This is a genomic window from Streptococcus timonensis, assembly GCF_900095845.1.
Lineage (GTDB): Bacteria > Bacillota > Bacilli > Lactobacillales > Streptococcaceae > Streptococcus > Streptococcus timonensis.
Window position 1 is genome coordinate 36591 of the sequence record NZ_FMIX01000003.1, and the last position, 22340, is coordinate 58930.

Consider the following 22340-nt stretch of genomic DNA (forward strand, 5'->3'; position numbering starts at 1 on the left):
GTGAATATTTACTAAAAATTTAGTAGTTCTTCGAGTAAGGTTGCTAATAATTTTACATTTTTATTGAATATGTACATAAAAAAACCTAGAACACAGTTCTAGGTTTTTTAAATTGATTAATGATCACGATTACATGATAGGAATTTGATTTTGTAGAAATCAGAACGTTTATAAGTTTCGATGTATTCGAGTACCTGACCTGTTGATTCAAGTTGAGTGGTCTTGGTTTGATACACAGTTGGGAACTGAGGATCAATTCCTAATTTAGAAGCAACATTTTCAGGAGTAGGGAACACAATCTCGTTAATCTCTTCAAAATGCTCATCGTTCATGTGGATATGGTAGTCCAGCTTGAAACGTTTATAGATAGAGTTATAGTAGTCAAGGTTTGGATAGTTAGCATTGATATACTGTTCAGGGATGTACGAGTTGTGGTAGATGTAGATGATACCATTTGATTCACGGATACGTTCAATCTTGTAGTAGAACTGATCTCCACGTAAGCCCAATTTTGAAAGTTACTTCAATTTATTGCCACGTTCGATAGAAAGAACAGTTACCTTATCATCTTTTGTTTCAAAGATTTCGACATCAGAAAACTCAACCAGCTTATGTTTACGTGCACGAGCTACGAAAGTCCCTTTACCTTGTTGGCGGACGATGTAGCCATCCTTAGCCAAATCATTCAAGGCGCGTACGACTGTAATCGAGCTAACATCATACATAGCAATCAATTCAGCCTCAGTATAAAACTTATCACCACTAGCGAATTGGCCTGAAATGATTTTATTTTTTAATTCGTCTTTAATATATTGATACTTTGGAATTGCCATAATTTTACCTCGTTATTTCCTTCTCCTATTTTGATTTTTACATAAAAGTTTTGAAAATAATAGGAAATACTCTTAAAAAAATCAAAAAAACAGACCAAGAAGTCAAAATAGATATAAATAAATCACGAATACAAATATATATAGGTTACTATTTAAAAATAGTTTTTTAAATTTTTATGGGATTATTATCAGAAAAATACAGTAAAAAAAAGAAAAAATTTTAAATAAACTTTCAAAAAGTATTGACAATACCTCTTTATTGTTATATAGTTGATATAACAATAAGTGAAAGCGCAAACTTTATAAAAATAGGGAGGTAGAATGACTAGATTTGAAATTGAAGATCATTTCTATCTAAATGGGGAACCATTTAAGATTTTGTCTGGTGCAATTCATTATTTTAGAGTCCCTAAAGAAGATTGGTATCATTCGCTTTATAATCTCAAAGCTTTAGGTTTTAATACCGTTGAAACATACGTTCCATGGAATATGCATGAACCAACCGAAGGAACATTCGATTTTGAAGGGAATCTTGATATAGGAAGATTTCTTCAAATTGCACAGGACATAGGCTTATATGCTATTGTCCGCCCTTCTCCATTTATCTGCTCCGAATGGGAATTTGGTGGTTTGCCAGCATGGCTCCTGAATAAGGATATGCGTATTCGTTCATCTTGTCCAGCTTATATCGAGATGGTGGGTCGTTACTATGATCACCTGCTTCCGCACTTGGTTTCGAGACAACTCGAAAATGGCGGGAATGTTCTCATGATGCAGGTTGAAAATGAATATGGTTCATATGGCGAGGATAAAACCTATTTAAGAGAAGTCCGACGCTTGATGGAAGAACGAGGAGTTTCCTGTCCGCTCTTTACATCGGATGGTCCATGGAGAGCTACTTTAAAGGCTGGGACCCTAATTGAAGATGATCTTTTAGTGACTGGGAACTTTGGTTCTAAGGCTGACTTCAACTTCTCACAGATGCAAGAGTTCTTTGATGAGTATGGGAAAAAATGGCCACTCATGTGTATGGAATTCTGGGACGGATGGTTTAATCGATGGAAAGAACCAGTCATCAAACGAGATCCCGAGGAATTGGCTGAAGCAGTCCACGAGGTATTAAAGCACGGTTCGATTAATCTTTACATGTTCCATGGTGGGACAAACTTTGGCTTTATGAATGGTTGTTCTGCTAGAGGAACCATTGACTTGCCACAGGTGACATCTTATGATTATGACGCTCTGTTAGATGAGGCAGGGAATCCAACAGCCAAGTACTTTGCAGTCAAGAAAATGATGGCTACATATTATCCTGAGTATCCTCAGTTAGAACCGCTCTATAAAGATAGTCTGGAAAAGGGGCCTATTCCCTTATCTGAAAAAGTTTCTTTGTTTGAAACATTAGATAGTCTATCAAGCCCTACTGAAAGTCTCTATCCTCAAAAAATGGAGGAGTTGGGACAAAGTTATGGCTATTTACTCTATCGTACAGAAGCCAGTTGGGATGCAGATGAAGAACGTCTTCGCATTATCGATGGTCGTGATAGAGCACAGTTATTTATTGATGACAAATGGGTTACAACCCAATACCAGACAGAGATTGGTGAAGATATCTTTGTTCAAGGTAAAAAGAAAACGCTATCTCGTATTGATATACTGATTGAAAATATGGGGCGTGTCAATTATGGACATAAATTCTTAGCCGATACTCAACGCAAAGGAATTCGTACAGGTGTCTGCAAGGATTTACACTTCATGTTGGATTGGAAACAATATCCACTTCCACTTGATAATCCTGAGAAGATTAATTTTACTAAAGGATGGACGGAAGGACAGCCTGCCTTTTACGCCTACGACTTTGAAGTCGAGGTGCCGAAGGATACCTACTTAGACTTATCTGAGTTTGGTAAAGGGATTGCCTATGTCAACGGCCACCATCTAGGACGTTTCTGGAATGTCGGCCCAACCTTATCTCTTTATATTCCACACAGCTATCTCAAGGAGGGTGCTAACCGCATCATTATCTTTGAAACAGAAGGGGAACATAAGGAACACATACAATTAACATGTAAACCAAAATTCAAACAAATAAAGGGGGAAAATTTATGACAATTGTAGGATGCCGTATCGATGGACGTTTGATCCACGGGCAAGTAGCCAATCTATGGTCTGCAAAACTGAATGTTTCACGTATCATGGTTGTAGACAACGATGTTGTGAATAACGATGTTGAAAAGAGTGGATTGAAACTTGCGACACCGCCAGGTGTAAAACTTAGTATCTTGCCGATTGATAAAGCTGCAGCAAACATTCTTGCTGGCAAATACGATAGCCAACGTGTTTTAATCGTTGCTAGAAAACCAGACCGTTTCCTCGGTTTGGTAGAAGCGGGTGTGCCGCTTGAAACAGTCAATGTCGGTAATATGTCTCAAACACCAGAAACACGTCCTATCACACGTTCTATCAACGTAGTAGATAAAGATGTAGAAGATTTCCGTAAATTAGCGGAAAAAGGTGTAAAACTTACTGCTCAAATGGTTCCAAATGATCCAGTTTCAGACTTTTTGAGCTTATTAAAATAGGAAAAAATTTTTAGGAGGTCATTGTTATGATACAATGGTGGCAAATTTTACTTCTCACTCTGTACTCAGCCTATCAAATCTGTGATGAGTTGACGATCGTTTCTTCTGCAGGTTCCCCTGTATTCGCTGGTTTCATTACTGGTTTAGTCATGGGAAATTTGGCAACTGGTTTGCTTATCGGTGGTAGCTTGCAGTTATTCGTACTTGGGGTAGGTACCTTCGGTGGTGCTTCTCGTATCGACGCAACTTCTGGTGCGGTTCTTGCTACAGCTTTCTCAGTTTCACAAGGTATCGAAACAGATCTTGCGATCACTACAATCGCTGTACCAGTAGCGGCACTTTTGACTTATTTCGACGTACTTGGTCGTATGACTACTACATTCTTCGCACACCGTATTGATGCTGCGATCGAACGCTTTGACTATGCAGCAATCGAACGCAACTACCTTCTTGGTGCAGTTCCTTGGGCTCTTTCTCGTGCCCTTCCAGTATTCTTCGCCCTTGCTTTCGGTGGAGAATTCGTACAAGGTGTTGTAAACTTTGTTAAAGAATACCAATGGATTGCTGACGGTTTGACTCTTGCAGGTCGTATGCTTCCAGGTCTTGGATTCGCTATCTTGCTTCGTTACCTTCCAGTTAAACGTAACCTTCACTACCTTGCTATGGGATTCGGTTTGACAGCTATGTTGACTGTACTTTACTCATACGTAACAGGTCTTGGTGGAGCAGTTGCTGGTATCATTGGCACTCTTCCTGCTGAAGTTGCAGAAACTATCGGTTTTGCTAACAACTTCAAAGGATTGTCTATGATCGGTATCTCTATCGTAGGTATCTTCCTTGCGGTTGTTCACTTCAAGAACAGCCAGAAAGTTGCTGTAGCAGCACCTTCTACACCATCAGAAAGTGGGGAAATTGAAGATGACGAATTCTAATTACAAATTAACAAAAGAAGATTTTAATCAAATTAACAAACGTAGCTTGTTCACTTTCCAATTGGGATGGAACTACGAACGTATGCAAGCATCAGGTTACCTTTACATGATCTTGCCACAATTGCGTAAAATGTATGGAGATGGAACTCCTGAGTTGAAAGAAATGATGAAAGTTCATACCCAATTCTTCAACACTTCACCATTCTTCCACACAATCATCGCTGGTTTTGACCTTGCCATGGAAGAAAAAGATGGCGTTGCCTCAAAAGATGCGGTTAATGGTATCAAGACAGGTTTGATGGGACCATTCGCTCCTCTTGGAGATACAATCTTTGGTTCACTTGTACCTGCTATCATGGGATCTATCGCTGCAACAATGGCTATCGCTGGTCAACCTTGGGGTATCTTCCTTTGGATCGCAGTTGCAGTAGCGTATGACATCTTCCGTTGGAAACAGTTGGAATTTGCATACAAAGAAGGGGTTAACCTTATCAACAACATGCAAAGTACTTTAACAGCTTTGATTGAAGCAGCATCTGTACTTGGTGTGTTCATGATGGGTGCTCTTGTAGCAACAATGATCAACTTTGAAATTTCTTACAAATTGCCAATCGGTGAGAAAATGATTGACTTCCAAGACATCTTGAACTCAATCTTCCCACGCTTGCTTCCAGCAATCTTCACAGCATTCATCTTCTGGTTGCTTGGTAAGAAAGGTATGAACTCAACTAAAGCAATCGGTATCATCATTGCTCTTGCTGTTGGACTTTCATTCATCGGTAAATTTGCACTTGGAATGTAATTGATTATGACTAAATCATTAATTTTAGTGAGTCACGGTCGTTTCTGTGAAGAACTTAAAGGTAGCACAGAGATGATCATGGGTCCACAGGACAACATTCATACAGTGGCTCTTCTTCCAGAAGATGGGCCAGAAGAATTTACTGCAAAATTTGAAGCTGCTGTTGAAGGATTGGATGATTTCCTAGTCTTTGCAGATCTTCTTGGTGGAACACCATGTAACGTGGTGAGCCGTCTGATTATGGAAGGTCGTGACATTGAACTGTATGCAGGGATGAATCTTCCGATGGTCATTGAATTTATCAATGCAAGCCTAACAGGCATCGATGCTGATTACAAAAATCGTGCATCAGAAAGCATTGTGAAAGTAAATGACTTATTAGCAAGCTTCGATGATGATGAAGACGAATAAGATATAACACCTTAAAAATGCTAAAACAGCTTTCATAGCATATAAATGGGAATGGGATCTACTCCCATTCCCATATTTTATAAAAAAGAACAGATTAGAGGTTTTCTATGCTAGATTATACAAAAGAAGAATTGCTTGAGTTGGGAGCAGAGATCACCACACGCGAGATTTACCAACAACCAGATGTTTGGAAAGAAGCATTTGAAGCTTACCAAGAAAAACGTGAAGAAATTGCTGCATTCTTGCAAGATATTGCAGCTAAACATGACTATATCAAGGTTATTCTGACTGGTGCAGGGACTTCTGCCTATGTCGGAGACACACTTGTTCCCTATTTCAAAGAAGTTTATGACGAGCGCAAGTGGAACTTCAATGCTATTGCGACGACTGATATCGTGGCCAATCCACAGACTTATTTGAAAAAGGAAGTACCTACGGTTTTAGTGTCCTTTGCTCGTAGTGGAAACTCACCGGAAAGTGTAGCAACAGTTGACTTGGCCAAGGCCTTAGTTGATGAGCTTTATCAAGTGACCATTACTTGTGCCGCGGAAGGGGAATTGGCTCTTCAAGCACATGGAGATGATCGTAATCTATTGCTCTTGCAACCTGCAGCTTCAAATGACGCTGGATTTGCAATGACATCAAGCTTTACTTCTATGATGTTGACAGCACTTTTAGTGTTTGATCCAACTGAATTTGCTGTTAAAGCTGAACGTTTTGAAGTGCTTTCTAGTCTTGCTCGTAAAGTTCTTGACAATGTGGCAGATGTGAAAGAGTTGGTTGACCTAGACTTTAACCGAGTGATTTACTTAGGTGCAGGTCCATTCTTCGGTCTTGCTCATGAAGCACAACTGAAAATTTTGGAATTGACTGCTGGTCAAGTTGTGACTATGTATGAAAGCCCAGTTGGCTTCCGTCACGGTCCAAAATCTCTTATCAATGAAGATACTGTAGTTTTAGTCTTTGGTACTACAACAGACTATACTCGTAAGTACGACTTAGACTTGATTCGTGAAGTTGCAGGGGACCAAATCGCTCGTCGCGTTGTTCTCTTGAGTGATCAAGCCTTTGGTCTTGAAAACGTTAAGGAAGTAGCACTTGGCTGTGGCGGTGTCTTGAATGACGTTTACCGTGTATTCCCTTATATTGTTTATGGTCAACTATTTGCTCTCTTGACTTCGCTTAAGGTTGGCAACAGACCTGATACACCATCACCTACAGGTACAGTAAACCGCGTCGTTCAAGGTGTTATTATTCACGAATTCAAATAATAAGGAGAAAAGGATGAAAGCATACACAGAACGTGTATTTGGGAAAGTTGATGGCAAGGATGTTGTCGCTTATCGCTTTGAAACAGAAGCAGGCTACCAACTAGAAATTATGACCTATGGAGCGACTATTTTACGCTATGTAACTCCTGATAAGGCTGGTAATTTTGCCAATGTTATCCTAGGCTTTGATGATTTTGACAGCTATGTAGGTAACAGTCCAAAACATGGAGCGAGTGTAGGTCCAGTTGCAGGTCGTATCGCAGGTGCGACATTCGAATTGAATGGGAAAACCTATGAACTCGAAGTCAATAACGCAAGCAACTGTAACCACAGCGGTTCAACAGGTTGGGATTCTAGTTTGTTTGAGCTAGTCGAGGTGAGCGACCATGGTTTGACACTTTATACAGAAAGAACAGACGGTACAGGAGGCTTCCCAGGTAATCTTAAGATTTGGATTAGCTACAAATTAGAAGAAAATGGGGCCTACGAAGTCAGCTATAAGGTGACGACAGACCAGGATACGCTTGTTAATCCAACCAACCATAGCTACTTTAACTTGTCTGGCGATTTCACTCAGACGGTTGACCGCCATGTCTTCCAATTGAACACTGAGGGTATCTATCCAATCGCTCCTGATGGAGTACCAACTGAAACTCCAGATGCTAATCGTGATGTGGTCAAACATATCTACAATGGTGCCTTGTTGAAAGATATCTTTGCAGAAGAAGATGAGCAAATCCAAATCGTATCTGGCTTGGATCACCCATTTGCTCTTCCTAAAGGACATGATAATGCTGGTTTCCTTTATGACCAAAACTCAGGACGTTTCATGCTCTTTAAGACTGAAGCTCCATGCATTGTGGTTTATACAGCAAATTTTGTGGATGAGAGTGTCATCATCGCTGGTCAACCAATGATTCAGCACAATGGGATTGCTCTTGAAGCACAGGCTCTACCAGATGCCATTCACAGCGACCTTAAAGATCAAGTGATTCTCAAAGCAGGTCAAACTTTTACTAGCAAAACTCGTTACGAGATTATTGTTAAATAAGAAAAACTCTCTGAAGCCTTTAAGCTTCAGAGAGTTTTATTTTATTCTTCTTCATCTGGTGTGAGAATCATCGGAATGATAATCGGTTCACGTTCAGTATTTTCATAAAGGAATGGGCGAATAGCGTTAACGATAGCACCGTTGACAGATTGGATGCTGGCATCCTTGTTTTTCAAAGCGATACGAATAGCGTTAAAAAGAATGCGTTGGCTTTGACGAATAAGGTCACCCGATTCACGCATGTAGACGAATCCACGACTAAGGATATCTGGGCCAGAAATAATCATCTGTGTCTTGAAGTCTACTGTTGCGACAGCAAGCACGACACCATCTTCGGATAGGTCACGACGGTCTTTTAGGACTGCGGCACCAATTTCACCGATACGATTTCCATCGACATAGATATCTTGGGCATTGAAATGACCTGCGATGCGAGCAGAGTCTGCAGTAAGGGCAAGAACGTCTCCGTTGCTCATGATAAAGATATTGTCTTTTTCAACTCCAGTATCAACAGCCAAACCAGCATGGATTTTTTGCATACGATACTCACCGTGAACTGGCATGAAGTACTTAGGTTGAATCAGGCGAAGCATGAGTTTTTGTTCTTGCTGACCACCGTGTCCAGAGGTATGGATATTGTTGATTTTACCGTGGATAACTTCAACACCAGCTTCTGAGATAGTGTTAATCAGTTTGTTTACGCTAGTGGTGTTTCCAGGAATTGGGCTAGAAGAGAAGATAACCGTATCGCCAGGTTGTAACTGCACTTGACGGTGAGTTCCGTTAGCGATACGAGAGAGAGCTGCCATAGGCTCCCCTTGGCTACCTGTACATAGAATCAATACTTCTCCAGCTGGGTAATCCTTAACCTGATTAGGTTCGATAAAGGTTCCCTTTGGTGCCTTGATATAGCCAAGTTCAATCCCGTTGACAATAGCTTTTTCCATTGAACGTCCAAAGACAGCAATCTTACGGCCAGTCTTGACAGCAGCATCAGTAGCCTGTTGGAGACGGAAGATATTTGAGGCAAAGGATGCAAAAATAATGCGTCCTTCGATATCTTGAATAATCTTCATGATGGATTGACCAACAACTTTTTCTGAGTTTGTAAAGGTTGGTACTTCAGCATTAGTTGAGTCAGACAAGAGACAAAGAACACCCTCTTCACCTAGAGCTGCCATGCGGTGCAAGTCTGCAGGTTCACCAACTGGTGTGAAGTCAAACTTGAAGTCACCTGTACAGACAATTTTACCCTGAGGTGTGTGGATAACAATTCCCAAAGGTTCGGGGATAGAGTGGGTTGTTCTAAAGAAGGTTGCTTTAAGATTTTTAAATGTCAACTCTGTGTTGCGGTTGATTTCGTGAAGTGTAGCATTGCGTAGAAGACCATGCTCTTCAAGTTTTCCGCGGATTAAAGCGAGTGCAAGAGGCCCTGCATAGATTGGGATGTTAGCTTGCTTGAGCAAGAAAGGAATCCCTCCGATATGGTCTTCGTGTCCGTGGGTAATTAAGAGAGCTTTGACGCGGTCAATATTTTCAACAATATAAGAGTAGTCAGGGATAACATAGTCGATACCAAGTAGATCGTCCTCTGGGAATTTAATCCCAGCATCGACAATAATAATCTCATCTTGGTACTCAATACCGTAGGTATTTTTCCCGATTTCTCCTAGACCACCGATAGCAAAAACGCCGACTTCTTCTGGTTTAAGAGTGTAGGCCATATTAGAACTCCGTAATTTCGAATGCGCCAGTTTCTTTTTCGTAGTCAAGTAGTTTATCAGACAAGAGTTCGATATATTCTACGTTGTATTCTGGACGGTTTTTTTCAACAAGTTGGCGAGCAATGATACGTCCCTCAAGTTCTGAGCTAGCATCGATGTCTAAGTATAGTGATCGTGTTGTTTCACGACGTGGGCTACGTTCTTTTGTTTCTTGATAAAAAACTTTGTATATCATGTATTTCCTTTCTTTTTTCAGGTCACTTTATTCAAAATTCTTAGCTTGAAGCTGTTTCATTTCAGTTCATTTTGTGTCTAGATTGACCTTGATTCGTTACAATTATTTCAATTATAACATAAAAAGGGGAATTAGTAAAAGAGGGGAAATCTGAAAGTAAGGAGCATGAAATACGTTTCATTTTGCCTTGTATAAGTATTTGAAGACCTCAGATTCAAATGCTATAATAAAGTTAGAAAAGAGGTTTTTCCTTTTAAGGAGGGTAGGATATGTTTCAACTAGCTATTGTAATTCGTATCTTGGCATTCGCTATTTTTGTTGCTTGTGTTTACGGTGGCAATGTTTTGTATACTCTGCTAGAGCATCGGAAGGCCAAATTCCTATGGAAGATTGGCTTCGTGACTCTGTATTCACTTTTCCTTCTTCTTGTGACCTATGTGGTCTGGTTTGTATTTTACTTTGGCTTAAATACTTAAGTGCTTGTCCTGTCTATTTGGCAGGACATTTTTGTTTGGAAACAAAGAAAATTCCCATGTGTCGGCTTTTGTAGTATAATAGTAAACAGACAAAAAGATAGGAATGTGTTATGAAAGTATTAGCTTTTGATACGTCCAGCAAGGCTCTGTCTTTAGCCATTTTAGAGGACAAGCAACTTCTTGCCGAGACGACTATTAATATCAAGAAAAATCACAGTATCACTCTGATGCCCGCTATCGATTTTTTGATGGACAGTCTAGATTGGACACCTAAGGATTTGGATCGAATCGTGGTGGCAGAGGGGCCGGGTAGCTATACAGGTTTGCGAATTGCAGTAGCAACTGCTAAGACTTTGGCTCATACCCTAAACATTGAGTTGGTGGGTATGTCGAGCCTTTTAGCTCTAGTACCGAATCAACAGGAAGGTTTGGTTGTTCCCTTGATGGATGCACGCCGTAACAATGTTTATGCAGGGTTTTATGAACATGCCCAACCTGTCTTTCCAGAAGCGCATCTGTCCTTTGCGGAAGTACTTGAGCAAGTCAAGGATGCTGACCAGGTAACCTTTGTCGGTGAAGTAGGAGCCTTTGTCGAGCAGATTCAAGAACAATCGCCACAGGCTAACTATCTAGAAACCTTACCAAATGCAGCGAATCTAGCTCTTTGGGCCTGGGACAAGGAAGCAGACTCTTTACATGACTTTGTACCAAACTACCTCAAACGTGTCGAAGCTGAGGAAAATTGGCTCAAGAACCATACGGAGTCTGGTGAGTCTTACATTAAACGCCTATGATAGAAATCAAACGAATCCAACAGCAACCTGACTTGGCTCATGCTATCTACGCTGTTATGGTAGATGTTTATCCAGTCAGTCCTTGGACATTGGAACAAATCCAAGCAGACCTGTCCCAAGACCAGACTTGGTATGCTCTAGCTTATGATGGGGAAGAAGTGATAGGATTTCTAGCAATTCAGGAGAATCTTTTTGAAGTAGAAGTCTTGCAAATCGCTGTCAAAAAAGCCTATCAAGGTCAGGGGATAGCCTCAGCCTTGTTTGCTCAATTGCCTGCAGATAAGGAAATTTTCCTCGAAGTTAGAAAGTCCAACCACCGAGCGCAAGCATTTTACAAGAAAGAAAAAATGGCGGTCATCGCTGAGAGAAAGTCCTACTACCATGATCCAGTTGAGGATGCCATTATCATGAAGAGAGAAATAGATGAAGGATAGATATATTTTAGCATTTGAGACATCCTGTGATGAGACCAGTGTCGCCGTCTTAAAAAACGATGACGAGCTCTTGTCCAATGTCATTGCTAGTCAAATTGAGAGCCATAAACGTTTTGGTGGCGTAGTGCCAGAAGTGGCCAGTCGTCACCATGTTGAGGTCATTACAGCCTGTATCGAGGAGGCACTGGCAGAAGCAGGGATTACAGAAGAAGATGTAACAGCTGTTGCGGTTACTTATGGACCAGGCTTGGTCGGAGCCTTGCTTGTTGGTTTATCAGCTGCCAAGACCTTTGCTTGGGCACATGGCCTTCCCCTGATTCCTGTGAATCATATGGCTGGTCATCTCATGGCGGCTCAAAGTGTGGAGCCTTTAGAATTCCCCTTGTTAGCCCTTTTAGTCAGTGGTGGACACACAGAGTTGGTCTATGTGTCTGAGGCTGGTGATTATAAGATTGTTGGGGAAACACGTGATGATGCGGTTGGTGAGGCCTATGATAAGGTCGGCCGTGTCATGGGCTTGACCTATCCAGCCGGTCGGGAGATTGACGAGTTGGCTCATCAAGGTCAAGATATATATGACTTCCCTCGTGCCATGATCAAGGAGGACAATCTGGAGTTTTCATTCTCTGGATTGAAGTCTGCCTTTATCAATCTTCATCATAATGCTGAGCAAAAGGGAGAAAACTTGTCCACAGAGGATTTGTGCGCTTCCTTCCAAGCAGCAGTTATGGATATTCTCATGGCAAAAACCAAGAAGGCTTTGGGAAAATACCCTGTTAAAACTCTAGTTGTGGCTGGTGGTGTAGCAGCTAATAAAGGTCTCAGAGAACGCCTAGCAGCTGAAATCACCGACGTCAAGGTTATCATTCCACCCCTGCGACTTTGCGGAGACAATGCAGGAATGATTGCCTATGCTAGCGTCAGCGAGTGGAACAAAGAAAACTTTGCAGGCTTGGAGCTAAATGCCAAACCCAGCCTCGCTTTTGATACCATAGAGTAAAGAGTTAGCTCAGTGTTAACTCTTTTATCTTGGACAAATGCCGGAACTTTTTAGTATAGTAGAAATATGAGATTTAAAAAAACAATCAGTATGGCGCTTGCCATAGGGGTATTGTTGCTGTCTTTAACAGCATGCCTAAATGCTCCGGAGAGACAAATACAAAGAACTCAACTAGTCATGTTTAAATCCCTTTCATTTTATATGTCTGAGAAGTCTTTTGAAGAAGTATTTGGAAAGGCTGATGAAGTGGTAGAAGAAGAGGAAATGGCCTATCGTGATACTTGGCGTGCAGAAGACCCTTATTTTTATAAAACGGGACGGCATTTCTATTACTACGAAAATATTAGCTGGAACGATTATACCGTTCGAGCGAACTTTACCTTTTCACAAATTCATATTTTGGAAGAGGCGAAGGTTTATTTTTCTGTGAGTTCCAAAGCTCAACAGAAAGAACTGGTCGACAATTTATCCCAAATTGTGAAAACAGAACTTGAAGCTCTTGCAGATTACAAATCATTGACGGTTGAAATGGTAGGAATCGATCATGATACCTATCAATATAAAGTTAAGTTGCAAGGGAAAACGGGGGAACTTAGGGTTGAAGTCTCTCCGACAGAACTTGGATATCATGAAAAACCTGAAGATAAGAAATATGGCGTGAGTATAAGTCAATCTCGCAGTTATTCATAATAAGCCTTGCTTTTGATACTATGGAATAAAGAGTTAGCTCAGCGTTAACTTTTTTATCTTGGACAAATGCGCGAGTTTTTTAGTATAGTAGACATATGAGATTTAAAAAAATAATTAGTGTAGCACTTGCCCTAGGGGCATTGTTGCTGTCTCTGCTGGTTTTTCAGATGTTTAAAAAGACGCAATTGGTCATGTTTGACTATATTTCATTTAATATGCCCCTCGAATCTGTTGAAAAAGTGTTTGGAAAACCTAATGAAATAGTAGAAGAAACAGAAATAGGCTATCACAATCCTTGGCGTGCAAAAGATCCCTATCTCTATAAAACTGGGCGTCTTTTCTACGACTATGAAAATTTTAAATGGAAAGGTTATAGTGGTCGCGTGACCTTTACTTTTTCAAAATCACATCGTTTACAAGGGGCGTCGGTTTATTTCCCTGTAGCTTCTAAAGCTCAACAGAAAGAAATCTTTTATCAGATGACCCAAGACATGAAAGCAGAAATCGAAGCTTTGCCTAACTTTCAGTCTTTGGAAGTTGATGCCTTGGTCGGGGATGATGGCGGTTATCGGTTTAAGATCAAACTGAAAGGGCAACTGAGAGAACCCTGGATCGATGTTTATCCTACAAAATATGAGGATGATGACAATCCTGAGATTAACCAATATAAAATTCGCATCGATCAATCTCAGTGGTAGTCGCCCTAGGATTCTTGTTTTGAACGCTTGGCAGTCGAATGATATATTTGTAATAATGAGGAAGTTTATGAAAGAAAAAGGATTTTGGGAGGGAGTACAGGCAGCCATGCCAACGGCTCTGGGCTATGTTAGTATCGGTCTTGCTTGTGGGATTATTGGTTCACCTTATGTGACTCCTGTTGAGATGGGGTTGATGAGTCTCTTTGTCTATGCCGGGAGCGCCCAGTTTGCCATGATAGCCTTGGTAGCAGTTCAAGCCCCTGTGGCAGCCATTGCCATGACGGTCTTTTTGATTAATCTGCGTCTCTTTTTATTGAGTTTGCATGCGTCGACCTATTTTCGTCATACTAGCCTAGGTCACAATATCGGTATGTCTAGTATCTTGACCGATGAGACCTATGGTGTTTTGATGGGCGAACTGGTCCATACGGATAAGGTTAATCCTATGTGGATGCATGGTAATAATCTAAATAGCTATGTGGCTTGGTTTGTGGGGACGGTTGTCGGTACTGCCTTAGGTGGGCTTTTGCCAAATCCAGAGATTTTCGGTCTTGACTTTGCCTTGGTCGGAATGTTTATTGGAATTTTTGCATCTCAGTTTCAGATTATGCAAAGAAGAATTCCCTTGCGCAACCTCTTCATCATTTTAGGAGTAGTTGCCCTTTCCTTCTTTATACTCTTGACAGTGGTATCTCAATCGCTAGCGGTCCTATTCGCGACATTGCTTGGATGTACAATGGGGGTAATCTTAGATGGTCAGTAAGTATCTTTTGTTAGCCGTTATTTTTTCTGGACTAGTTACTTGGATTCCACGTGTGATTCCCTTTATCTTGGTCAAGTATAAGGGTTTGCCTGCTATTGTCGAGCGTTTTTTGAAGTTCCTACCTGTATCTATTATCTTTGCCTTGATTCTATCAAGTGTGGCAACAGGTAAGGTGGGAGATTTCCCTCAAATCAAATGGTTAGACTTGATTGCAGTATTTCCAACGGCCTTTGTCGCCTTTCGTTACCGCAATTTGGTGGGGACGGTTCTTTTTGGGGTTGTCTTAATAGCTATCTTGCGTCTTGTCTTTTAAATCAGCCATAAAGAAAACCTATGGCAAAGATAGAAATCATATAATGGCGTAATTGCTTTTTTTCTGTTAAGATAAGACTATATTCTATTTTGGAGGAAATATCATGAAGAAAATCATCAAATATTCATCACTTGCTGCCCTGGGGCTTGTTGCCGCAGGTGTACTGGCAGCTTGTTCAGGTGGTGAGAAGAAAGATGCGGCATCAGGTGATGCAACAACTACTAAGAAAGAAATCGTCGTAGCAACTAACGGCTCACCAAAACCATTTATCTATGAAGAAAATGGTGAATTGACAGGTTACGAGATTGAGCTTATTCGTGCTATCTTTAAAGACTCAGACAAGTATACTGTCAAGTTTGAAAAGACAGAGTGGTCAGGGATCTTCCCAGGACTTGATAGCGATCGTTACCAAATGGCCGTTAACAACCTCAGTTATACCAAAGAACGTGCAGAGAAATACCTCTACGCAGCGCCAACTGCTAAAAACCCTAACGTTCTTGTTGTGAAGAAGGACGACACTAGCATCAAGTCTCTTGATGATATCGGTGGAAAATCTACTGAAGTCGTTCAAGGAACAACCTCAGCTAAACAATTGGAAGCATACAACACAGAACATGCGGACAATCCAACTATCCTTAATTATACTAAGGCAGATTTCCAACAAATCATGTCTCGTTTGAGCGATGGACAATTTGACTATAAGATTTTTGACAAAATCGGTGTAGAGACAGTTATCAAAAACCAAGGTTTGGATAATTTGAAAGTCATCGAACTCCCAAGTGACCAACAACCTTATGTTTACCCGCTCCTTGCCAAAGGTCAAGATGAGTTGAAGGCATTTGTGGACAAACGCATCCAAGAACTATATAAAGATGGAACTCTTGAAAAACTATCTCAACAGTTCTTCGGCGGATCATATCTTCCAGCAGAAGCGGATATTAAATAGTGTTTAGCAATCATCCATTCTTTAGCAAATGGATGATTTTGCACTCTTTCGGCATATAGTTTCAAGCTATATGTCTGCCTATCTTATAACAATTTGCTTATTCAAATAAAGTATGAGATACTATTACAGAATTATTTATAAGGAGAAAAAAATAATGAACATTAAAAAATGGTTAGGCGTAGCAACTGTCGCTACAGTAGCAGGTCTTACACTTGCAGCTTGTGCATCTTCAGGTCAAAAAGCAGCTGATAAAGCAGCTGAGGGAACAACAATTAAAATCGCAACTGTAAACCGTAGCGGTTCAGAAGAAGCGCGTTGGGATAAAATCCAAGAATTGGTTGAAAAAGACGGAATTAAATTGGAATTCACAGAGTTTACAGACTACTCACAACCAAATAAAGCAACTGCTGATGGGGAAGTTGACTTGAACGCTTTCCAACACTACAACTTCTTGAATAACTGGAACAAAGAAAACGGTAAAGACCTTGTTGCGATTGCAGATACTTACATCTCACCAATCCGTCTTTACTCAGGTTTAAACGGAAGTGAAAATAAGTACACTAAAGTCGAAGACATCCCAGCAAACGGTGAAATCGCAGTACCTAACGATGCTACAAACGAAAGCCGTGCTCTTTACTTGCTTCAATCAGCTGGTTTGATCAAGTTGGATGTTTCAGGAACTGCACTTGCGACAATCGCAAACATCACAGAAAATCCAAAGAACTTGAAAATCACTGAATTGGACGCTAGCCAAACAGCTCGTTCATTGTCATCAGTTGATGCAGCTGTTGTAAACAACACATTCGTTACAGAAGCAAAATTGGACTACAAGAAAGCACTCTTTAAAGAGCAAGCTGACGAAAACTCAAAACAATGGTATAACATCATCGTTGCGAAAAAAGATTGGGAAACATCACCTAAAGCTGATGCAATCAAGAAAGTTATCGCAGCTTACCATACAGATGAAGTGAAAAAAGTCATCGAAGAAACTTCAGATGGCTTGGATCAACCAGTTTGGTAATAAAACATAAAGAGGTGGGAGAGAGATTTTCCACCTCTTGCTTTTATATTGAGATTTAAGCAAAATGAACATTCACTTGTACTTACTCAAAGGTACAAGCCCTAGTAGAAAGGTAGATAGAAAATGGTTTTTTCTAGCCCACAAGAACAAATTGATAAATTTGAAAAGGATCATGTAGCGCAACATTATTTTGAAGTTTTGCGTACTTTGATTTCTAAAAAATCAGTTTTTGCTCAGCAAGTTGGTCTTAAAGAAGTTGCCCGTTATCTAGGTGAGATTTTTAAGCGTGTAGGTGCAGAGGTTGAGATTGATGAAAGCTATACAGCGCCTTTTGTCATGGCACATTTCAAAAGTTCACGACCAAGTGCCAAGACTATCATTTTCTACAACCACTATGACACAGTACCAGCAGATGGTGATCAAGTTTGGACCGAGGATCCTTTTACGCTCTCTGTCCGTGATGGGATTATGTATGGGCGCGGAGTTGATGATGACAAGGGGCATATCACTGCTCGCTTGAGCGCTCTGAGAAAATACATGCAACATCACGATGATCTTCCAGTCAATATCAGCTTCATCATGGAAGGGGCAGAGGAATCGGCCTCTATGGATTTGGACAAATATCTAGAAAAGCATGCTGACAAACTTCGTGGTGCAGATTTATTGGTCTGGGAACAAGGGACAAAAAATGCCTTAGAGCAGCTAGAAATCTCAGGCGGAAATAAGGGGATTGTGACCTTTGATGCCAAGGTTAAGAGTGCAGACGTGGATATCCACTCCAGCTATGGTGGTATTGTGGAGTCTGCTCCATGGTATCTCATTCAAGCCCTGACCAGTTTGCGAGCTGCAGATGGGCGTATTTTAGTTGAGGGCTTGTACGATGATGTGCAGGAGCCGAACGAACGTGAGTTAGCCTTGGTTGAAACCTATGCCCAGCGCAATCCAGAGGAAATCAGCCAGATTTATGGCTTGGAATTACCACTGTTACAAGAGGAACGCACAGCCTTTCTAAAACGTTTCTTCTTTGAACCAGCTCTCAATATCGAAGGGATCCAGTCAGGATATCAAGGACAAGGAGTCAAAACAATCTTGCCAGCAGAAGCTAGTGCCAAGTTAGAAGTTCGTTTGGTTCCAGGGCTAGAACCTCATGATGTTTTGGATAAAATCCGAAAACAACTAGACAAAAACGGTTTTGATAAGGTAGAATTGTACTATACCTTGGGTGAGATGAGTTATCGAAGCGATATGAGTGCGTCGGCCATTCTCAATGTGATTGAGTTGGCCAAGAAATTCTATCCACAGGGAGTTTCTGTCTTGCCGACAACGGCTGGAACAGGTCCCATGCATACAGTCTTTGATGCCTTAGAAGTCCCCATGGTCGCTTTCGGTTTGGGAAATGCCAATAGCCGAGACCATGGTGGAGATGAAAATGTGCGAATCTCAGATTATTATACCCATATTGAATTAGTAGAGGAGCTGATTAGGAGCTATGAGTAGAGATATTATCAAGTTAGATCAAATCGATGTGACTTTTCATCAAAAGAAAAGAACGGTCACAGCGGTTAAGGATGTGACCATTCACATCCAAGAAGGAGATATCTACGGAATCGTTGGATATTCTGGAGCAGGAAAGTCAACCCTGGTTCGTGTTATTAACCTATTACAAAAACCATCTGCAGGTAGAATTACCATTGATGATGATGTTATTTTTGATGACAAGGTGTCTTTGACTGCTGGGGAGTTACGTCGCAAACGTCAAGATATTGGGATGATTTTCCAACACTTTAATCTCATGAGTCAAAAAACAGCTGAGGAAAACGTGGCTTTTGCCCTTAAACACTCAGGACTCAGTAAGGATGAAAAGAAAGCCAAAGTTGCTGAATTATTGGAATTAGTTGGCCTAGCAGACCGTGCTGAAAACTATCCGTCTCAACTATCTGGGGGACAAAAACAACGTGTGGCTATTGCGCGTGCTTTGGCCAATGATCCAAAAATCTTGATTTCAGACGAGTCAACTTCTGCCCTAGACCCTAAGACAACCAAGCAAATTTTAGCTTTGCTTAAAGATTTAAACCAAAAATTAGGCTTGACCATTGTCTTAATCACGCATGAAATGCAGATTGTCAAAGATATTGCTAACCGCGTAGCAGTGATGCAGGATGGACGTTTGATTGAAGAGGGTAGTGTTCTTGAGATCTTCTCAGATCCTAAACAACCATTGACCCAGGACTTCATTTCAACAGCTACTGGAATTGATGAAGCCATGGACAAAATCGAGCAGCAGGAAATTGTGGAACACCTATCTGAGAATAGCCTCTTGGTGCAACTCAAGTATGCAGGAGCTTCAACAGATGAGCCGCTTTTGAATGAATTATACAAACACTATCAAGTCACAGCCAATATCCTTTACGGGAATATTGAGATTCTTGACGGCACCCCTGTTGGTGAATTAGTAGTTGTCCTATCAGGAGAAAAAGAAGCTCTTGCGGGGGCACAAGAAGCTATTCGTCAAGCAGGTGTGCAACTAAAAGTATTGAAGGGAGGACAGTAAGATGTCAGAGTTGATTCAAACATACTTACCAAATGTCTATAAGATGGGCTGGTCAGGTCAGGCAGGCTGGGGGACAGCAATCTACTTGACACTTTATATGACGGCTCTTTCCTTTATCATCGGTGGATTTTTAGGATTAGTTGCAGGACTTTTCCTTGTCTTGACGGCTCCGGGTGGTGTCTTGGAAAATAAAGTTGTTTTCTGGATTTTGGATAAGATTACTTCTATTTTCCGTGCAGTTCCATTTATCATCCTTTTGGCTATCTTGTCACCCCTTTCTCACTTGATTGTGAAGACAAGTATTGGGCCAAATGCAGCGCTTGTACCTCTTTCTTTTGCAGTCTTTGCCTTCTTTGCCCGTCAGGTGCAGGTCGTTCTGGCAGAGCTGGATAGCGGAGTCATAGAGGCCGCACAAGCCAGCGGAGCTACTTTCTGGGACATCGTGGGTGTTTATCTATCAGAAGGACTTCCAGACTTGATTCGTGTGACAACTGTAACCCTGATTTCCCTTATCGGTGAAACAGCCATGGCGGGAGCAGTAGGAGCAGGTGGTATCGGTAACGTAGCGATTGCTTATGGATTTAACCGCTACAATCACGATGTGACCATTCTTGCGACAATCATCATTATTTTGATTATCTTTACGATTCAATTCTTGGGAGATTTCTTGACAAAGAAATTAAGTCATAAATAAAAGAGCCTTATGGCTCTTTTTTTATGATGTTTTATGTGCTAATTTTTTGCTCAATGCTTGTCCAATCAGGGCACCAAGTAAAGCGCCGATGAGAATACTTGTGATAAAGAGGAGGATATTAGCAAGATTCGGTGCAACCATAATGCGATCAATATAGTCCTGAGATTTTCCACGAGCGACTAGAGTTGCGATATAGGCTTGAGGGGTCAACCACATGAGTAGGATGGGACCAGTAGTACCAAAGGCAAAAACTAGGAAGGAAAGAAGGTTTTTAACCTTATCCTTGTAATGTCCTAGGTGAGCGATGCCATCTGCCATAAGTCCGCAGATAATTCCTGGCAGAAAGGCTCCAGCTCCATGCTTGCTCCCGAGGAAAAATAGAGAAATTACAAGTCCAATCGTAGTAATCGCTCCAAAACGAGGCACCTTTGCTAAAAGGATCATATAGACGCTACCACCCACAAGAGCAGAAAAGGCAGGGGCGTAAAACATATTTCCAGTGTGGTCGACAAGGTTCCCTAGTAGAACACCCACTCCGATACAGATAAAGTAGACAAGGGCAGCAACAAGGATTGTCAAGATATTCTTTTTCATAAGTTCTCCTTCGTATATCTGATGGTTTTCATTGTATCATGCTTGTGGCAGATTGTAAATGTTAGTTGAAATAAGGAATTTGGGTGAAAACGACGAAAACCGTGTATGATCAAAGTTATTTCTTTGCTCCTCCGACTGTCCCAATCCTTTCATTTATGGTAAAATAGGACTATTAAGTTATAAAGAGGATTCCCTATGAAATTACAAAAACCAAAAGGAACGCAGGATATTTTACCTGCTGAGTCAGCCAAGTGGCAGTACGTTGAAGGCTTTGCGCGTGAAATCTTCAAACGCTACAACTACGCAGAAGTACGTACCCCTATTTTCGAGCACTACGAAGTCATCAGTCGTTCTGTTGGAGACACAACCGATATCGTAACCAAGGAAATGTATGACTTTTACGACAAAGGCAATCGCCATATCACGCTACGCCCAGAAGGAACTGCTCCAGTCGTTCGTTCTTATGTGGAAAACAAACTCTTCGCACCAGAAGTTCAAAAACCAAGCAAGTTCTACTACATGGGCCCAATGTTCCGCTATGAGCGCCCACAAGCAGGTCGTTTGCGCCAATTCCACCAGATTGGTGTGGAGTGCTTTGGCTCTAGCAATCCAGCTATGGATGTGGAAACTATCGCTATGGCAGCCCACTTCTTGAAAGCAATCGGCATTCAAGGCGTCAAACTACATCTCAACACTCTTGGAAATCCTGAAAGTCGTGCGGCCTATCGTCAAGCCTTGATTGACTACTTAACACCGCTCAAAGATAGCTTGTCTAAGGATAGCCAGCGTCGTTTGGAGGAAAACCCTCTTCGTGTCTTGGATTCGAAGGAAAAAGAAGACAAGGTGGCAGTGGAGAATGCACCATCTATCTTGGATTACCTGGATGCAGAAAGCCAAGCTCACTTTGATGCTGTTCGTCAGATGTTGGAGAATCTAGGAGTAGACTATATCATCGATACCAATATGGTACGTGGTCTGGACTACTACAACCACACCATCTTTGAGTTTATCACAGAGATTGATGGCAATGACTTGACAGTTTGTGCAGGTGGTCGCTACGATGGCTTGGTTGCTTACTTCGGTGGTCCTGAAACTGCTGGATTTGGTTTTGGACTTGGTGTAGAGCGTCTTCTTCTAGTCCTTGAAAAACAAGGGGTGGCACTTCCTATTGAAAACGCCCTCGACGTCTATATTGCTGTTCTTGGTGAAGGAGCTAATCTCAAAGCCTTGGAGTTGGTACAAGCTCTCCGTCAGCAAGGCTTCAAAGCAGAGCGTGATTACCTCAATCGTAAACTTAAAGCTCAGTTTAAGTCAGCAGATGTTTTTGGAGCTAAGACTCTTATCACTCTGGGAGAGAGCGAAGTCGAAAGTGGACAAGTCAAGGTTAAGAACAACCAAACTCGAGAAGAACTAGAAGTTTCGCTTGAAGCTATTAGTAAAAATTTCTCAGAAGTATTTGAAAAATTAGTCTAAAAGAACCCAAAAAAGCTAGGATAAAATTCCTAGCTTTTTTGAATAAAAAGTA

Annotated in this window: 24 protein-coding genes and 1 pseudogene; 21 read left to right on the forward strand and 4 right to left on the reverse strand. The window is 41.2% G+C overall.

The genetic code is table 11. The features are described 5' to 3' along the window. Positions 1-116: 116 nt before the first annotated feature. A pseudogene (locus BQ2679_RS01235) lies at positions 117-833 on the reverse strand (GntR family transcriptional regulator). Positions 834-1154: 321 nt separating this feature from the next. On the opposite strand from BQ2679_RS01235, the gene BQ2679_RS01240 reads away from it, so the two are divergent. From BQ2679_RS01240 to BQ2679_RS01270, 7 genes are all read left to right on the forward strand, one after another. Further along, entirely contained in the window at positions 1155-2942 is a 1788-nt protein-coding gene (locus BQ2679_RS01240; protein WP_075565350.1) for a glycoside hydrolase family 35 protein, read from the forward strand. Next, positions 2939-3415, forward strand: coding sequence for a PTS sugar transporter subunit IIB (locus BQ2679_RS01245; protein ID WP_075565352.1), 477 nt, complete (start codon positions 2939-2941; stop codon positions 3413-3415). Before BQ2679_RS01240 ends, BQ2679_RS01245 begins: the two co-directional genes overlap by 4 nt. Positions 3416-3441: 26 nt before the next feature. Next, complete coding sequence (locus tag BQ2679_RS01250) at positions 3442-4347, forward strand: PTS mannose/fructose/sorbose/N-acetylgalactosamine transporter subunit IIC (protein ID WP_075565354.1); 906 nt, start codon at positions 3442-3444, stop codon at positions 4345-4347. Further along, entirely contained in the window at positions 4334-5149 is an 816-nt protein-coding gene (locus BQ2679_RS01255; RefSeq protein WP_075565360.1) for a PTS system mannose/fructose/sorbose family transporter subunit IID, read from the forward strand. Before BQ2679_RS01250 ends, BQ2679_RS01255 begins: the two co-directional genes overlap by 14 nt. A 6-nt stretch (positions 5150-5155) precedes the next feature. Further along, a complete protein-coding gene (locus BQ2679_RS01260; RefSeq protein WP_075566069.1) occupies positions 5156-5560 on the forward strand; it encodes a PTS sugar transporter subunit IIA in 405 nt (134 codons plus the stop codon). A gap of 107 nt (positions 5561-5667) precedes the next feature. Beyond that, the gene (locus BQ2679_RS01265) at positions 5668-6831 is read left to right on the forward strand and encodes an SIS domain-containing protein (RefSeq protein ID WP_075565362.1); all 1164 of its coding nucleotides are present in this window, start codon (positions 5668-5670) and stop codon (positions 6829-6831) included. Between the two features lie 13 nt (positions 6832-6844). Beyond that, positions 6845-7882 (forward strand): aldose epimerase family protein, encoded by a 1038-nt coding sequence (locus tag BQ2679_RS01270; RefSeq protein WP_075565366.1) that lies wholly within the window; start codon positions 6845-6847, stop codon positions 7880-7882. 41 nt (positions 7883-7923) lie between these two features. On the opposite strand, the gene rnjA is transcribed toward BQ2679_RS01270, so the two are convergent. Together rnjA and BQ2679_RS01280 are read right to left on the reverse strand one after the other, a co-directional pair. Further along, on the reverse strand, positions 7924-9606 hold the full coding sequence (gene rnjA, locus BQ2679_RS01275) for a ribonuclease J1 (RefSeq protein WP_075565368.1): 1683 nt from the start codon (positions 9604-9606) through the stop codon (positions 7924-7926). A gap of 1 nt (position 9607) precedes the next feature. Further along, positions 9608-9841: a DNA-dependent RNA polymerase subunit epsilon gene (locus BQ2679_RS01280; RefSeq protein ID WP_075565370.1), complete on the reverse strand. Its 234-nt coding sequence runs from the start codon at positions 9839-9841 to the stop codon at positions 9608-9610. A 269-nt stretch (positions 9842-10110) separates the two neighbouring features. On the opposite strand from BQ2679_RS01280, the gene BQ2679_RS01285 reads away from it, so the two are divergent. From BQ2679_RS01285 to BQ2679_RS01345, 13 genes are all read left to right on the forward strand, one after another. Further along, the gene (locus tag BQ2679_RS01285) at positions 10111-10317 is read left to right on the forward strand and encodes a hypothetical protein (protein WP_075565373.1); all 207 of its coding nucleotides are present in this window, start codon (positions 10111-10113) and stop codon (positions 10315-10317) included. Between the two features lie 110 nt (positions 10318-10427). Continuing rightward, on the forward strand, positions 10428-11111 hold the full coding sequence (tsaB, locus tag BQ2679_RS01290; protein WP_075565376.1) for a tRNA (adenosine(37)-N6)-threonylcarbamoyltransferase complex dimerization subunit type 1 TsaB: 684 nt from the start codon (positions 10428-10430) through the stop codon (positions 11109-11111). Beyond that, the gene (rimI, locus tag BQ2679_RS01295) at positions 11108-11545 is read left to right on the forward strand and encodes a ribosomal protein S18-alanine N-acetyltransferase (RefSeq protein WP_075565378.1); all 438 of its coding nucleotides are present in this window, start codon (positions 11108-11110) and stop codon (positions 11543-11545) included. Before tsaB ends, rimI begins: the two co-directional genes overlap by 4 nt. After that, positions 11535-12545, forward strand: coding sequence for a tRNA (adenosine(37)-N6)-threonylcarbamoyltransferase complex transferase subunit TsaD (gene tsaD / locus BQ2679_RS01300; RefSeq protein ID WP_075565384.1), 1011 nt, complete (start codon positions 11535-11537; stop codon positions 12543-12545). The genes rimI and tsaD overlap by 11 nt, the downstream gene beginning before the upstream one ends. A 66-nt stretch (positions 12546-12611) precedes the next feature. Beyond that, positions 12612-13235 carry a hypothetical protein gene (locus BQ2679_RS01305; RefSeq protein ID WP_075565386.1) on the forward strand — a complete coding sequence of 208 codons (624 nt, stop codon included), beginning with the start codon at positions 12612-12614 and terminating at the stop codon, positions 13233-13235. A gap of 95 nt (positions 13236-13330) precedes the next feature. Next, the gene (locus BQ2679_RS01310) at positions 13331-13933 is read left to right on the forward strand and encodes a hypothetical protein (protein ID WP_075565390.1); all 603 of its coding nucleotides are present in this window, start codon (positions 13331-13333) and stop codon (positions 13931-13933) included. Positions 13934-14000: 67 nt separating this feature from the next. Then, on the forward strand, positions 14001-14696 hold the full coding sequence (locus tag BQ2679_RS01315) for an AzlC family ABC transporter permease (RefSeq protein WP_142324035.1): 696 nt from the start codon (positions 14001-14003) through the stop codon (positions 14694-14696). Beyond that, entirely contained in the window at positions 14686-15009 is a 324-nt protein-coding gene (locus tag BQ2679_RS01320) for an AzlD domain-containing protein (RefSeq protein ID WP_075565392.1), read from the forward strand. Before BQ2679_RS01315 ends, BQ2679_RS01320 begins: the two co-directional genes overlap by 11 nt. A gap of 103 nt (positions 15010-15112) precedes the next feature. Beyond that, positions 15113-15955 (forward strand): amino acid ABC transporter substrate-binding protein, encoded by an 843-nt coding sequence (locus tag BQ2679_RS01325; protein ID WP_075565394.1) that lies wholly within the window; start codon positions 15113-15115, stop codon positions 15953-15955. A gap of 154 nt (positions 15956-16109) precedes the next feature. Further along, positions 16110-16976 carry a MetQ/NlpA family ABC transporter substrate-binding protein gene (locus tag BQ2679_RS01330; RefSeq protein WP_075565401.1) on the forward strand — a complete coding sequence of 289 codons (867 nt, stop codon included), beginning with the start codon at positions 16110-16112 and terminating at the stop codon, positions 16974-16976. Positions 16977-17099: 123 nt separating this feature from the next. Next, a complete protein-coding gene (locus BQ2679_RS01335; protein ID WP_075565403.1) occupies positions 17100-18473 on the forward strand; it encodes a M20 family metallopeptidase in 1374 nt (457 codons plus the stop codon). Next, a complete protein-coding gene (locus BQ2679_RS01340) occupies positions 18466-19527 on the forward strand; it encodes a methionine ABC transporter ATP-binding protein (RefSeq protein WP_075565407.1) in 1062 nt (353 codons plus the stop codon). Before BQ2679_RS01335 ends, BQ2679_RS01340 begins: the two co-directional genes overlap by 8 nt. Before the next feature lies 1 nt (position 19528). Further along, positions 19529-20221, forward strand: coding sequence for a methionine ABC transporter permease (locus BQ2679_RS01345; RefSeq protein WP_075565409.1), 693 nt, complete (start codon positions 19529-19531; stop codon positions 20219-20221). Between the two features lie 21 nt (positions 20222-20242). On the opposite strand, the gene BQ2679_RS01350 is transcribed toward BQ2679_RS01345, so the two are convergent. Then, a complete protein-coding gene (locus BQ2679_RS01350) occupies positions 20243-20815 on the reverse strand; it encodes an MptD family putative ECF transporter S component (protein ID WP_075565412.1) in 573 nt (190 codons plus the stop codon). Positions 20816-21010: 195 nt separating this feature from the next. On the opposite strand from BQ2679_RS01350, the gene hisS reads away from it, so the two are divergent. Further along, on the forward strand, positions 21011-22288 hold the full coding sequence (hisS, locus tag BQ2679_RS01355; RefSeq protein ID WP_075565414.1) for a histidine--tRNA ligase: 1278 nt from the start codon (positions 21011-21013) through the stop codon (positions 22286-22288). Positions 22289-22340 lie beyond the last annotated feature (52 nt).

Coding starts and splice junctions, on each gene's coding strand:
- BQ2679_RS01240 (WP_075565350.1), top strand. CDS start 1,155: ATGACTAGATTTGAAATTGAAGATCATTTCTATCTAAATGGGGAACCA.
- BQ2679_RS01245 (WP_075565352.1), top strand. CDS start 2,939: ATGACAATTGTAGGATGCCGTATCGATGGACGTTTGATCCACGGGCAA.
- BQ2679_RS01250 (WP_075565354.1), top strand. CDS start 3,442: ATGATACAATGGTGGCAAATTTTACTTCTCACTCTGTACTCAGCCTAT.
- BQ2679_RS01255 (WP_075565360.1), top strand. CDS start 4,334: ATGACGAATTCTAATTACAAATTAACAAAAGAAGATTTTAATCAAATT.
- BQ2679_RS01260 (WP_075566069.1), top strand. CDS start 5,156: ATGACTAAATCATTAATTTTAGTGAGTCACGGTCGTTTCTGTGAAGAA.
- BQ2679_RS01265 (WP_075565362.1), top strand. CDS start 5,668: ATGCTAGATTATACAAAAGAAGAATTGCTTGAGTTGGGAGCAGAGATC.
- BQ2679_RS01270 (WP_075565366.1), top strand. CDS start 6,845: ATGAAAGCATACACAGAACGTGTATTTGGGAAAGTTGATGGCAAGGAT.
- rnjA (WP_075565368.1), bottom strand. CDS start 9,606: ATGGCCTACACTCTTAAACCAGAAGAAGTCGGCGTTTTTGCTATCGGT.
- BQ2679_RS01280 (WP_075565370.1), bottom strand. CDS start 9,841: ATGATATACAAAGTTTTTTATCAAGAAACAAAAGAACGTAGCCCACGT.
- BQ2679_RS01285 (WP_075565373.1), top strand. CDS start 10,111: ATGTTTCAACTAGCTATTGTAATTCGTATCTTGGCATTCGCTATTTTT.
- tsaB (WP_075565376.1), top strand. CDS start 10,428: ATGAAAGTATTAGCTTTTGATACGTCCAGCAAGGCTCTGTCTTTAGCC.
- rimI (WP_075565378.1), top strand. CDS start 11,108: ATGATAGAAATCAAACGAATCCAACAGCAACCTGACTTGGCTCATGCT.
- tsaD (WP_075565384.1), top strand. CDS start 11,535: ATGAAGGATAGATATATTTTAGCATTTGAGACATCCTGTGATGAGACC.
- BQ2679_RS01305 (WP_075565386.1), top strand. CDS start 12,612: ATGAGATTTAAAAAAACAATCAGTATGGCGCTTGCCATAGGGGTATTG.
- BQ2679_RS01310 (WP_075565390.1), top strand. CDS start 13,331: ATGAGATTTAAAAAAATAATTAGTGTAGCACTTGCCCTAGGGGCATTG.
- BQ2679_RS01315 (WP_142324035.1), top strand. CDS start 14,001: ATGAAAGAAAAAGGATTTTGGGAGGGAGTACAGGCAGCCATGCCAACG.
- BQ2679_RS01320 (WP_075565392.1), top strand. CDS start 14,686: ATGGTCAGTAAGTATCTTTTGTTAGCCGTTATTTTTTCTGGACTAGTT.
- BQ2679_RS01325 (WP_075565394.1), top strand. CDS start 15,113: ATGAAGAAAATCATCAAATATTCATCACTTGCTGCCCTGGGGCTTGTT.
- BQ2679_RS01330 (WP_075565401.1), top strand. CDS start 16,110: ATGAACATTAAAAAATGGTTAGGCGTAGCAACTGTCGCTACAGTAGCA.
- BQ2679_RS01335 (WP_075565403.1), top strand. CDS start 17,100: ATGGTTTTTTCTAGCCCACAAGAACAAATTGATAAATTTGAAAAGGAT.
- BQ2679_RS01340 (WP_075565407.1), top strand. CDS start 18,466: ATGAGTAGAGATATTATCAAGTTAGATCAAATCGATGTGACTTTTCAT.
- BQ2679_RS01345 (WP_075565409.1), top strand. CDS start 19,529: ATGTCAGAGTTGATTCAAACATACTTACCAAATGTCTATAAGATGGGC.
- BQ2679_RS01350 (WP_075565412.1), bottom strand. CDS start 20,815: ATGAAAAAGAATATCTTGACAATCCTTGTTGCTGCCCTTGTCTACTTT.
- hisS (WP_075565414.1), top strand. CDS start 21,011: ATGAAATTACAAAAACCAAAAGGAACGCAGGATATTTTACCTGCTGAG.